The sequence below is a fragment of the Gilliamella apicola genome (assembly GCF_003202655.1).
Classification (GTDB): domain Bacteria; phylum Pseudomonadota; class Gammaproteobacteria; order Enterobacterales; family Orbaceae; genus Gilliamella; species Gilliamella apicola_R.
In genome coordinates, this window is the sequence record NZ_QGLR01000015.1 from 103,502 (window position 1) to 116,735 (window position 13,234).

Here is a 13,234-nt window from a genome sequence, read left to right on the forward strand (position 1 = left end):
TTAATATCAATCTAATAAAAAACAATTTGTTTTTTTACCTAAGATTCGACTTTATCATTACTACTCTCGGTATGGATAACCGTTATGTAACTAGGAATAACCGTTGCCGTTCGATAAATATAAACCCACCGTGCACCTGGGGGCTCGTCACTTAAAAAGTGTTTTAGTAAAATATCATCCTCAGTTTCATCATCCGATTGTTGATTTCTATAATAATCGATAAATTCTTCATACAGTTCTTCTAAATTTGTTAATGAACCACTATAGTTAGCTTCATATTGTTTAAATAAAAAATTTAATTTATCAATAAAAAAATCACATTCTCTGTCGATTGTAAAATTTTTAGGATTAACATAACCTAAAGTTGCAAAAATTTTATCAGCCACAGGCGATCCTGATTCCAATGTTTTAAATGTAGAATAATAAAAACGTACTGGTAAAAAAAATAACAATGCCAAAACTGCAATAATAAGATGACCAATACTCTTGAGAGAATATGCTAACATTAACATATATACGAAAATAAACGCACCAGCTATGCCGAAACTAGAAAAGATAATAAGTGGTATTAATGATAGGTATTCTTTCTTTTTTCTTTTGGCCAAGTCAGTCCCCATCGTTGCGTAAGGATGTAGCCATAAATAATGATCAACTGGTCGACGTAATGCATAGGCAAAATAGTTTTCGCCTTCAATTTGATCAACAACAACTTCTACATAGTCACCTATATTGAAAAATGCGCGACAAAAAACGCCCTCAATCACTTTATCACCCAATTTAAAACAAAAATATTGTTCAATGTTTTGAATAAGAGAACCGTCTTCTCTCCTCACTTTGATAGATTTCATATAATTATTTTCATTAAAAACCTTATCTAAATGACCAATTGAAGACACATTAAAATCTGGACGATTAGCTAAAGTGCGAGCTTGGATAAAATTTTGATAGTTATCATATAGTTCAAGATCAGTGATATAACCGGTAATGACTTGATAGTATCTACTATTTGATGTTAAGTTAGATTGCATTATATACATTCCTTATATTTTTCTATCATTTAATCAATAACATTCAGCCAAACAGGTAAAATTGGTGTATGGCAATAATAATAAAACCTATTTATAAATAATTTCAATTTTTTAAAATCTGGTGCTTTTAGCTCACTAATTTTTTAGGTGCATTAATATGATGTAATGTCTTAAATCGTCTGGCTTCTTTTTCGATATTATATTGCCAAGGTTTACAATAACCTAAACAGTTAAAAACCCGATTACCAAAAAGGAATATCCACCGCCTATTACTCAAAATATAAAAATAGGATAACGCTGGCAACAATTAATATTGTAGTCATAATAGAATTGAGTTTAAGGGTTACTCTCGGCGATATTTCAATAGAAAGGATAAATATTAAAGCATATTGTTTCATAATATGAACCACATAACACGCATAAATATCGTTGTGTAATGAAGGTTTTACTAACATCTCAATATAATCACTTTCATTGAAAATAATTTGTGTAAGTCGTCCGCCTACTGAATGGTTATCGACATAACAATAAAAGGATTTTTCTTTTAAAGAAGCGTTGCTACCCAAAAATAACATAAAAAAGCGGGCATTGAGAACAATAATAAAAATCCTTTTTTAGCTGACTGACCGTTCCGCTGAGTAAACAAAAATCTATTTCATTGATAACACAATTACTTCATGACTAAAATTAAGATAATTTTATACTAGATTTATATTTAAGTCATTGTTAAATATCATGTTGAAAAAATTGGATAAAAGAAGAACAATTGTATTTTTTCATTTGGGATCAATTAAATTATTTATAAATTAGGTTGGGATAGTTATAAAAATTAGCTTACAAGAAAGTGATATTGACTACGGATAACACAAAATACCCATAAAAATAAAATTAATAATTGATTGATTATTATATATTATTTAATATATCTCGCTATTGGATTAATTTTTAAACTAACTTATCATTTGTCTAAAAAATGGATTGTTTGTTATTTATATGGAAATAACATAATGAATAAAATTATAATTTTATCTGGCTTAATACTTTTTTCTATTCCATCACATAACGCTTTTGCCGAAACGATATCGCAAACAGTGTGGTCATTAGCAATGAATAACAATGATGGTGATGCCCAATATAAAATTGCTCAAGCTTATAACCCATCCATTAGCAATTATGATTGGGATTGTCGCCCTCATCAATTTTATCTTGAAGTACAAAATAAAAAATTAAGAGGATGTCAAAATAAATCTGACGACAAATATATTGAATTCTTAACCAAAGCAGCCAAAAACTCACATCCAAATGCACAAACAAATTTAGGTATTGCCTATATTGAAGGTAAATCAGTTACTAAAAATATCCAAAAAGGATTGTATTGGTTGGAAAAAGCCGCTAAAGCGGGATCTTATGTAGGCAAAGCACAATATTTTCTCGGTAACCTCTATGAAGAGGGTTTAGAGGTTAAACAAGATTATACTAAAGCAATTAAATATTATGAACTAGCAAGCAGTAGCAGAGATTTGGGACATAATGGTAGTGCACAATATGAACTCTATTGGTTGTATAAATATAAATTAAATGATCCCGTAAAATCTTTATACTGGCTTGAGCAATCTTTAAAAAAAATGGATGATAAAAGAGCATTAAAGCTAACATATGAATTAATTGATTATTTCTTAGATGGTGGTCAAGCAGACGGTACAAAATTAGAACAACCCAATTATTTATGGGCTGCTAAATATCTAATGTTTTTTGTTAATTGTAGTGGCATAGAAAAAAGTATCAGACAAAAAATAGCTTTTCAATTAGCTTGGTTTTACTTAAATGGTTTAGGTGTGGAAAAAGATCCTGAAAAAGCTGCCATATACTATCATTTAGGTCTTGAACTTGGTAAAACATTTGAATCAATTGATGATAAATTTATGGGAAAAGAATTTTTACTGAATGTGATTAAACCCATTTATAAAAACAAGGATTTATACATAAGAGAATTTGACGAATTTGTACATACAGATCTTTATAATAAGAAAATGAAAACTCTCACTTTGGAGAATCAAGCCTATGCTACCAATGCAAGTAAATATGTTGCATTGGTATTTGGTGAAAATTCAGAAGATGAGGAAAGGTTTTATACAAAACTAATTGATCAAATACGATCTAAATATCCTATTGATTCAGATCAAGCTTGGATTATTTCTCCGATATTAGCCCTAGCCAAAGAAAGGAAAATGGCTTATGGTTATTATCAAGATGCTCAAAGGATTAATGGAAAAACAATAGATCAATTAATTGAGCTTTACCAATCAGCTTTAAAACTTGAACCTAAAAACCCCAAAATTTTATATGGTTTAGGTACAGTATATGATTTTTTAAACCAGAAACCAAAGACCGCAATACCCTATTACCAACAAGCAGCAAATTCAGGATATATGCCTGCTCAATATCGTTTAGGTGTCATCTATTATAAAGGTAGAGGTGTTAAACAGAACTACCGAGAAGCTTGGCGGTACCTTAATTTAGCGGCTGAACAAAATTACGCTGCCGCCCAAAACTTTTTGATAACAATTGATAAATCTCATCCTGATTTTGACTGGTTGACTACGCAGTATATAGAGCATGAGCAGAATTACCGATCACCAACGGTTTTAGTTGATGGTGAAGATTGGTTAAAAGTTGAAAAAGAAAATAATCCAACCGCTAAAATTAATTATCGTTTGTTGAAGCATAACACACGTAGGTTTCAAAGTATGAGTTGCGATATAGTCGTCAATGCTGCTCTCGCAGGTGATATCTCTCTTCAACAATACTTTGTCGTCGAAGCATTAAATACTAAAGCACTTGTCTGTAAACTACCACAAGATCAATTTTTTACTTGGATAGACAACAGCAATCTTGAAGATGATAGAAAACAATTTTTAAAAGCACATTATTACATAGCTACCGACCAGTATGATGTAGAGCTAAAATCTTTAATCGATAAGCAAAATCAATATGCGATTATTGAATCAATAGATCGAGCTCGAGCTAATTGGCATTATGATAATAGAGATGAGGAATTGCTTTTAAGTTTAAAAGAACTATTAAAAACTGGTAATCAATACGCAGCTAGATTACTATTTAATTATTACTCATCCCAAAGTGAATATGTTGATAACGCCTATCAACGGCAAAAAATTACTCTATTAGTAAACGATTTAGATGATGTTACTAAATTTGGAAACTACCGCTCTTTTAATGTCTTTGCTTTATTTAATAGCTCACCTTTAACTCAACTTAAATATTATGAGCCTGTAAGCAGCAAAGAACTTTCATCTTCTGAGGTTTATAAAATCTGGTTTGAATTGGCCAATATGCATGAGGAAGGCATTGAAGTTCCTAAGAATAATAGTTTAGCTTATGTTTGGTATAGTCTATTATCAGAACATCAACAACCTCGAGCTGCAGAAAAAGCTGAAGAATTAAAACAGCAATTAACAGCAGAACAATTGACTCAAGCTAATAATCGGCTAGAACAATACAGTAAGCTATATCGTTTTATTCCAGTAACGCATTTGGATATACATTAAAAATTAAAATTTGATCACCAATAATATAGCAGCTTAATATCAGCAACTTAATACGGAATATAAAAGATGAATAAAACGATAGTTACAACAACTAACTCCCAAAAACGACGAAAAAAAATTGGGTTTCTTATTTTGATATTTATATTAACAATATGCAGTGTAATTTACTTATGTTATGGATCACTATCTTCCTCACAACCACAGATAGGTAAATATTTTAAGACAGAGAACAGGAACATGGATTTGGAATATAGTGAAAATTTTGAATGCATTATAAATATTAGATATGAAGGTCAAAAAGAAAGTGATACCTCTTTTTCTGTAAGATATGATGATGCTCAAGACAAACGCGAAAATTGCATACCTTTATAAATCATAATTATAGCAAATATAGGTAAATCATCTTACCTATATTTTTATTACAAATTCTAATAATATTGTGATTGTGTTAAGTAAAGTTTTTATCCACTTTACTTATTTAACTGGTTCAAGTATATATAGTCCTCTTGTCAATAAAACCGTCAAATGGAGGTTGTGATGATCACCCATATTAGCCCATTAGGATCAATGGATTTACTTGCGCAGGCTGAAGTTGATATTTTAAAGAAATCAGCAAATAGCGAACTTTATCAATTATATAGAAATTGTTCATTAGCTACTCTTAATGCGGGCAGTAAAACCGATAATACCCAAGAATTATTGGATAGATTTAAATCTTTCGAAATTAACGTTATTAGCAAAGAGCGTGGTGTTAAATTAGAACTGATTAATGCGCCCGAAAGTGCATTTGTTGATAAACGAATCATTCGCTCAATTCAAGCCAATCTGTTTGCTGTTTTACGTGATATTCTTTTTTTAAATGGCCAAATTACCGCAATTAAACATTTGGTACCCAATGAGAAGCTTGAAAAAGATCGCTCCTATTATATCACCAATCTAGTTTTTTCTATTCTACGTAATGCCAATGCGCTACATGTTGGTGAAGAACCTAACTTAATTGTTTGTTGGGGAGGTCATTCTATCAACGAAAACGAATATTATTATGCTCGTCAAGTTGGTATGCAACTAGGGCTACGTGAACTAAATATCTGTACTGGCTGTGGTCCGGGAATTATGGAAGCCCCGATGAAAGGTGCTGCTGTTGGTCATGCACAACAACGTATCAAAGATAGTCGTTTTATTGGTATGACCGAACCATCCATTATTGCCGCCGAACCACCAAACGCATTAGTTAATGAGCTGATTATTATGCCTGACATTGAAAAACGACTTGAAGCGTTTGTACGTATGGCGCATGGTATTGTTATCTTTCCTGGTGGCCCTGGTACCGCGGAAGAATTACTTTATATATTGGGGATTATGCTCAATCCTGCCAATAAAAATCAGACTTTACCAATTATTTTGACTGGTCCCAAAGAGTGTGAAGATTATTTTGCGGCGATTGACCAATTTATCCGTAACACCTTAGGTGAAGAAGCGACTAAGCTGTATGAAATTATCATTGATTCGCCGGAACAAGTCGCTCGCATCATGAAACATGGCGTAAAACAGGTGAAATCATCACGGTTAGCGACTGGCGATGCTTACGGATTTAACTGGTTACTGAAAATAGATGAAGCACTACAGCACCCATTTGAACCAACCCATGAAAACATGGCATCCCTCAATCTACATAAAGATCAACCTGTTGAATTATTAGCTGCTGATTTACGTCGAGCTTTTTCTGGTATTGTGGCCGGTAATGTTAAAGAGTTCGGGATGAAACAAATTGCTGAGCATGGCCGTTATAAATTGCAAGGTGATCCAGAAATCATGAAGCAGTTAGATAATTTACTGCTTAGCTATGTGAAACAAGACCGTATGAAGCTACCTGGAGGCAGTGCTTATCAACCTTGTTATGAAATTTGTTATTAATTAATCTTAATATCAAGCAATTACTCTCCGCCGATATCGAAATCGGCGGCATATTTAGCAGTTATAGCGCAAATTAAAAATTACTTAAAATATCTAACGCTTCGGCGACTTTCTTAACGGCAAAAATCTGCATATTTTCTGGTTTTTTCTTTGGCATATTGGCAATAGGTACAATTGCTTTTTTAAAGCCATGTTTAGCTGCCTCTGAAATACGCTCTTGGCCACTTGGTACTGGTCGAATTTCACCACCTAGTCCTATTTCACCAAAAATTACCACATCTTGTGGCAAAGGCCGATTGCGAAAACTCGATACCAATGCGGCAATTAATGCTAAATCGGCACTGGTTTCGGTTACTTTTACCCCGCCAACAACATTAACAAAAATATCTTGGTCGGCCATTTGTAACCCCCCATGACGATGTAGAACGGCGAGTAAAAGCGCTAACCGATTTTGATCAAGTCCGACGGTTACTCGTCTTGGATTGCCATAAACCGAATGATCGACTAATGCTTGGATTTCAACCAGTAATGGGCGAGTCCCTTCCCATAATACCATTACCGAACTCCCTGATAAGATCTCTTCACCACGACTTAAAAAGATTGCAGATGGATTACTAACCTCTTTCAATCCTTGTTCTGTCATGGCAAACACACCTAGTTCATTTACCGCTCCGAAGCGATTTTTATGGCTGCGTAAAGTACGGAATCGAGAATCAGCATCGCCATCGAGTAAAATCGAGCAGTCAATACAGTGTTCAAGGACTTTAGGCCCAGCCAGTGATCCATCTTTAGTCACATGGCCAACCATGATAATGGCAATTCCTTTGGTTTTGGCAAACCGGGTTAAATAAGCTGCTGTTTCACGAACTTGTGCCACACTACCCGGTGAAGATTGAATATCAGCAAGATGCATCACTTGAATTGAGTCGATAACCATTAATTTGGGTTGAGATTGTTCGGCCAGTAAACAGATCTGCTCAATACTTGTCTCAGACAACATATTAATATTATCAGTTGGTAAACCCAAACGGTGGGCACGCATCGCCACTTGTTGTAGTGATTCCTCACCAGTAACGTAAAGCGTATTCATTTGTGCCGAAAGTTTACTCATGGTTTGCAATAGCAAAGTACTTTTACCGGCACCGGGATTACCACCAATTAAGATAGCACTACCCGGCACCACACCACCACCTAGTACTCGGTCAAATTCAGAAAAACCGGTTGAAAATCTTGGCAAAGCCTCAAGACTAATTTCAGACAGTTTTTGGATTCTAGTTTGCCCAGCGCCACCTGCATAACCGGTTAATCGATCATTACGTGACGAAGTACTCGCTAACCTTACTTCAGTAATCGTATTCCAAGCATGACAAGCACTACATTGACCTTGCCAACGAGGATAGTCCGCGCCACAATCATTACATACATAAGCGCGCTTTACGGTTTTGGCCAAATTTTTCTCCTAACCTTCACTTAGTAAACTGGTTGATAAGATGCACCATAAACCAGTTAAATCGGCATAATTGATACTAATTCTTGCTTTTTCAACGACTTTAGGTTTACCGTGATAAGCAACACCAAGTCCAGCAATTCTAATCATCATTAAATCATTGGCGCCATCACCTATCGCAACCGTCTGATCAATAGGAATATCTAAAGAGGTAGCTAATTGTTGCAAGGTTCGAGCTTTATATTTAGCATCAACAATTTGGCCGATCACTTTACCAGTCAGCTTACCATTTTTAATTTCTAACTCATTAGCATGAGCATCTATTAGTTTTAGCTTCTGTTTTAAATGGTCGGCAAAATAGGTGAATCCACCGGAAACAATGGCAACATGCCAATTTTTTTTATGTAGCTCTTTAACTAAATAAGTTAATCCTGGGGTTAATGGTAGGCCCTCTTTTACCTGTTCTAAAATAGTTTGCTCTGCACCTTTTAAAGTTGCCACGCGTTTGCGTAAGCTAGTGGCAAAATCGAGTTCACCGCGCATAGCAAGCTCGGTGACCGCAGCAACTTGTTCACCGACGCCTTGAAGTTTTGCCAACTCATCGATACATTCAATACCAATAGCTGTTGAATCCATATCCATAACCAATAAGCCAGGAGAATGTAAGGTTGGTAAATTATCAATTGGCGCAACATCAATTCCTAAGGTTAACGAAATCGATTTGGCTTTTTTCGGCATTACGCCAGCAATACGCACAATTTGATAGGTTTTAATTTTCCACGATGAAACCACTACCATCGGCATTGCAAGTTGTCTTTGAAATTTCGACAGTAATGTTTTGTTTAACTTTTTTCCATAAATAATCCAACCAGTTTTTCCGGCATTGTAATCTAATGGAACTACTTCACAACCATTTAAAGACAAAGGTAAACCTTGCCAATGTTGTATATTCTCTGGGAGATCACTATAGGTTAATGTGTAAGCCATATTTCGAAAGTCTTAAAAGTGCAAATCAGATTCGGAATTTACCATATCTGCCAAAGATTGTCCAAGTAAGGATTATAAGAGGTTATTTAATCAATTTTGTAATTTAAAAAACCTCGTTCCTCAACTTTTTTTGACTAAATATTTAATTGATTATTTGTTAATAAGTCCGAATTAGAAAGCGCAAACAAACGTTAAACCGCTAACCCCCACAAACATAGTTGTTCAAGTGCTGGGCCAATTTTTTCACCCAGTGGCGTTAATTTATATAACACTTTAAGTGGTGGTTTTTTGCCATAGACGCTACGAATAATAAGCCCATCTTCTTCCAGTTTTTTTAGTTGGATAGTTAGCGTCATATCAGTGATTTCGGGAATCAAGATCTTTAACTCACTAAATCGTTTTTCACCAGATAGCAGATAATAGAGAATAACCCCTTTCCATTTTCCACCGATTAAATCCATTGCTAAACTTATTGGGCAATAATAAGTTTTATTGTTATAGCGTTTTGACGGCCGTTCTTCAGCACTTTGCATACATATTCCTAACTATACTATCAAGTTTGATAGATATTGCTTAAAAAGTATTGATCACTAAACTAAATAGAGTAACTCAATTTTTTATAGTATAAAAACAAAGGAAATGTTATGCCATTAATTATTTTAGCTCATCCCCATTTTGAACAATCAACAGCCAATAAAACTATTGTTGAAACTTTACAAAATAAAGTTAAAGATCTTGAAGTTCGTAACATTCATCAGCTTTATCCAAACTACCAAATCAATGTAGCGGAAGAACAAGCCGCATTACTAAGACATGAGCTAATCATTTTACAATACCCAATGTATTGGTTTAACATGCCAGCGATACTGAAATTATGGTTTGATGAAGTGTTTACCTATCAATTTGCCTATGGTTCAAAAGGCGATAAATTGAAAGATAAAAAATTGCTTACCAGTTTAACTATCGGCCAAGTTGAGCAAAATTATAGTAATTATGACGTTGATGTTATCAATCATCTGCATGAACCAGTAAAACTATCAACACTTTATAGCCAAATGCAATACCTAACACCGATTGTTTTATATGGGGTATCACCTGTAACCACTGAGCAAAATGATATACAAGCTAAAGCAAAACAACATAGTGAAAAATTAGTAGCGCTGATTGAAAAATATCGTTAATAGTTTAATTGTGATGATCTATGCCTAAAGCATAAATCATCACGCATAATAACTACACTTTGTTTAATACCGCATAAAAGAAACCATCACCGCCCAATTCAGTCGGTAAAAACTGTCTTAGTTCCCCCTGCTGTTTGGCATTAGGATTTTCTTTTAAAAAACGGCAAATCTGTAATTTATTTTCTTCTGGTAATACGGAGCAAGTGGCATAAACTAAAGTGCCGCCTGTTTTTAAATAAGGCCATATACGAGTTAAAATAGCATATTGCAACTCAGTAAGTTGAGCAATATCGCTATCACGACGCAACCATTTTATATCAGGGTGACGACGAATAACGCCGGTCGCCGAACAAGGTGCATCGAGTAAAATACGATCAAACAGGCGCCCATCACACCACTTTTCAGGGGTTAAACCATCACCGACTTTGACTTGCGCATGCTGTTTGAGCCGAGTTAAATTTTCATCTATTCGTTTAACTCGGTTGGCATCAACATCTACAGCTAATACATTAGCTGTTGGCGCTAGTTCTAAAATATGGGTGGTTTTACCGCCAGGTGCAGCACACATATCTAAAATCTGCTCACCATTTTTAGGGGCTAATAGATAAGCCGCATATTGTGCCGATAAATCTTGTACGGTTACCGCGCCTTCAGCAAAAAACGGTAATTTAGTCACATTTACCGCCGTAGTTAAGCGAATAGCACAAGGGATATCAGCAAAAGACTCGGAAGCAATTTGTTGTTTTTCAAGTAATTGTTGGTATTCACTAACCGAATAATGGTTAAGATTAACTCGTAACCACATAGGTGGTTTCTGATTATTCGCATTAACAATTGCTTGCCACTGCTCTGGATAAGCTGATTTTAAACGATTTAATAACCAACTAGGATGTAAGGTCTGACTAATTTGTTGTTTACTATCTTGCTGAAATTTTTGTTTTAATGATGCCTGTTGGCGTAAAAATTCACGTAAAACACCATTAATCACACCTTTTAATTGCGGTTTTTTTAAATCATTAACCGCACCAACTGTTTCACCTACAGCGGCATGCTCAGGAATTCGGGTATAAAGAATCTGGTAAAGTCCGACCAATAATAGATAATGTAAAACTCTATTTTTACCCGTCAGCACTTTTTTCATTAAATGATGAATATAGAAATTAAGCTCTGGCAATACGCGCATCACACCAAAGCTGATCTCTTGAATTAGTGCTTTATCTTTATCGGCAACTTGGTGATTTAAAGATGCTAACGCGGTACTGAGTGATTGCCCGTCTTCAAGCACCGCAAAAATAGCTTTTGCACAAAGCGCACGAATGTTTTGGTATGACTTTTTATTCATAACTAATAATAGCCTTAATTCTTTATATTGATTAAAGAATCAATGATCCCACCCAACCAGCAATAAATAATGGAATATTAAAATGGGTAAAGGTTGGGATAACACTATCTCTTATATGATCATGCTGACCATCACTGTTTAAACCAGCTGAAGTGGCTAAAATAGTATCTGAAGGCGGTGAACCTGCGTCACCAATCGCTCCTGAGGCACCAATTAAACAGACTGTGGCTATTGGTGAAAAACCTAGCTGAACACATAGTGGAACATAAATAGCCGCAATAATAGGTACTGTTGAGAAAGATGAACCAATACCTAGGGTAATCACCAAGCCAACTAACATCATCATAAAAGATGCCACCACTTTATTACCGGCAAATAACGCAGCACTATTGACAACTAATGGTTCTATTTCATGAGTCTGTTTTAGTACTTCAGCAAATCCTTGCGCAGATATCATCACAAAGCCAATCATCGCCATCATTTTGATACCATCAGTAAAGATTCCGTCTGCTTCGCCCCATTTAATTGACCCTGATACGATAAAACAAATAAAGCCGATTAAAGCACCTAAAATCATCGATCCAGTATAAAGTTGCACGGTAAAAGAAAGAACAATGGCTAATAGTGAGACAATAAGTGAACGCGTACTTACATTACTAAATGCTTCAGCATGACTCTTTTCATGAATAAGTTTATACTCTCTTGGTTTACGATAACTGATAAAAATAGCCCAAAGTAGACCAACAAACATCCCAAAAGCAGGAATAGCCATTGCATGCATAACATTAACATGGCTAACATCCATCCCCGATGAAATAATGTTTTTTAACAAGATTTGATTTAAGAAGATATTACCAAATCCAACCGGCAAGAACATATATGGGGTAATTAAACCAAATGTCATAATACAAGCAATCATGCGTCTATCTAATTGTAATTTCGACATCACATATAATAGTGGTGGAATTAACAACGGAATAAAGGCGATATGAATTGGGATAATGTTTTGTGAGGAAATACTAACTAAGCCAATAATAATAATTAACAACCATTTAATCCGTGTTTTCGCATCGTTGGTCGTTAATTGTTTGATAGCTTTATCAGCTAATAATTCTGGTAATCCTGATTTTGAAATTGCCACCGCAAAGGCACCAAGCATAGCGTAAGATAGAGCAATATTAGCCCCATTACTTATCCCGGTATTAAAAGCATCAATCGTTTCTTTTAGTGTTAAATGACTACACAAACCACCGGCAAAGGCGCCAATAATCAGGCTAATCACCACATGAACACGGCAAAGCGAAAGTACCAACATTAAAATAACCGCAACAACAACAGCATTTACCGAGGAAAGCAGCTCAAGAATAGTATTCATAAATAGATTTTTCGTAGCAAAATAAAGATGGTTATTCTAGGTGATAGCTATTTAAAGTGCAATTGTTAGTATACGCTTACTGCGGATAAATTATTTTTTTAGGCAAAACAAAAGAGAACTTATTAGCAGTTTAATGTTTGTGTAGCTAATTAAACATAATTAATTTAGGAGGTTAAAAAAACATTACGCTTATTAACATCTCTAATTAGCGTCCAAGTTCATTTAATGTTCAATGTGGTATTGGTATAAATAAACCTTTATAATAAACAGTCATTATCATAATATTGTGGTAATAACTACAATATTATGCAAATTTGCTAACAGCTATACAATAATGTATATATACTTGAATTAACGTTTCTTATTTTAAAATAAGATATCAATTTACAGCTTA

Annotated in this window: 11 protein-coding genes; 4 read left to right on the plus strand and 7 right to left on the minus strand. The window is 34.5% G+C overall.

Going from position 1 to position 13,234, the window contains the following annotated elements; all coding sequences use genetic code 11:
- Positions 1 to 38: 38 nt before the first annotated feature.
- Together DKK70_RS14195 and DKK70_RS16870 are read right to left on the minus strand one after the other, a co-directional pair.
- Positions 39 to 1,028: a hypothetical protein gene (locus tag DKK70_RS14195; protein WP_110434587.1), complete on the minus strand. Its 990-nt coding sequence runs from the start codon at positions 1,026 to 1,028 to the stop codon at positions 39 to 41.
- A gap of 269 nt (positions 1,029 to 1,297) precedes the next feature.
- On the minus strand, positions 1,298 to 1,603 hold the full coding sequence (locus DKK70_RS16870; RefSeq protein ID WP_110434588.1) for a hypothetical protein: 306 nt from the start codon (positions 1,601 to 1,603) through the stop codon (positions 1,298 to 1,300).
- Positions 1,604 to 2,035: 432 nt separating this feature from the next.
- On the opposite strand from DKK70_RS16870, the gene DKK70_RS14205 reads away from it, so the two are divergent.
- The 3 genes from DKK70_RS14205 to ppnN all read left to right on the plus strand — a co-directional run bounded on the left by DKK70_RS14205 (position 2,036) and on the right by ppnN (position 6,508).
- Positions 2,036 to 4,594 carry a tetratricopeptide repeat protein gene (locus tag DKK70_RS14205; protein ID WP_110434589.1) on the plus strand — a complete coding sequence of 853 codons (2,559 nt, stop codon included), beginning with the start codon at positions 2,036 to 2,038 and terminating at the stop codon, positions 4,592 to 4,594.
- Between the two features lie 237 nt (positions 4,595 to 4,831).
- Positions 4,832 to 4,966 carry a hypothetical protein gene (locus tag DKK70_RS17290; RefSeq protein WP_258363955.1) on the plus strand — a complete coding sequence of 45 codons (135 nt, stop codon included), beginning with the start codon at positions 4,832 to 4,834 and terminating at the stop codon, positions 4,964 to 4,966.
- Positions 4,967 to 5,131: 165 nt separating this feature from the next.
- Positions 5,132 to 6,508, plus strand: a complete 1,377-nt coding sequence (gene ppnN / locus DKK70_RS14215; RefSeq protein WP_034883773.1) for a nucleotide 5'-monophosphate nucleosidase PpnN — start codon at positions 5,132 to 5,134, stop codon at positions 6,506 to 6,508.
- Between the two features lie 73 nt (positions 6,509 to 6,581).
- On the opposite strand, the gene radA is transcribed toward ppnN, so the two are convergent.
- From radA to DKK70_RS14230, 3 genes are all read right to left on the minus strand, one after another.
- A complete protein-coding gene (gene radA / locus DKK70_RS14220; RefSeq protein ID WP_034883774.1) occupies positions 6,582 to 7,958 on the minus strand; it encodes a DNA repair protein RadA in 1,377 nt (458 codons plus the stop codon).
- Between the two features lie 9 nt (positions 7,959 to 7,967).
- The gene (gene serB, locus DKK70_RS14225) at positions 7,968 to 8,942 is read right to left on the minus strand and encodes a phosphoserine phosphatase (RefSeq protein ID WP_110434591.1); all 975 of its coding nucleotides are present in this window, start codon (positions 8,940 to 8,942) and stop codon (positions 7,968 to 7,970) included.
- A gap of 191 nt (positions 8,943 to 9,133) precedes the next feature.
- Positions 9,134 to 9,475 (minus strand): winged helix-turn-helix transcriptional regulator, encoded by a 342-nt coding sequence (locus tag DKK70_RS14230; RefSeq protein WP_110434592.1) that lies wholly within the window; start codon positions 9,473 to 9,475, stop codon positions 9,134 to 9,136.
- 111 nt (positions 9,476 to 9,586) lie between these two features.
- On the opposite strand from DKK70_RS14230, the gene DKK70_RS14235 reads away from it, so the two are divergent.
- Positions 9,587 to 10,123 (plus strand): NAD(P)H-dependent oxidoreductase, encoded by a 537-nt coding sequence (locus DKK70_RS14235; RefSeq protein ID WP_110434593.1) that lies wholly within the window; start codon positions 9,587 to 9,589, stop codon positions 10,121 to 10,123.
- A 52-nt stretch (positions 10,124 to 10,175) separates the two neighbouring features.
- Here the strand turns inward: DKK70_RS14235 and rsmB are convergent, their stop codons facing one another.
- Both rsmB and DKK70_RS14245 read right to left on the minus strand, forming a co-directional pair.
- Positions 10,176 to 11,465 carry a 16S rRNA (cytosine(967)-C(5))-methyltransferase RsmB gene (gene rsmB / locus DKK70_RS14240; RefSeq protein ID WP_110434594.1) on the minus strand — a complete coding sequence of 430 codons (1,290 nt, stop codon included), beginning with the start codon at positions 11,463 to 11,465 and terminating at the stop codon, positions 10,176 to 10,178.
- A 31-nt stretch (positions 11,466 to 11,496) separates the two neighbouring features.
- Positions 11,497 to 12,840: a Na+/H+ antiporter family protein gene (locus DKK70_RS14245; RefSeq protein ID WP_110434595.1), complete on the minus strand. Its 1,344-nt coding sequence runs from the start codon at positions 12,838 to 12,840 to the stop codon at positions 11,497 to 11,499.
- Positions 12,841 to 13,234: the final 394 nt, after the last annotated feature.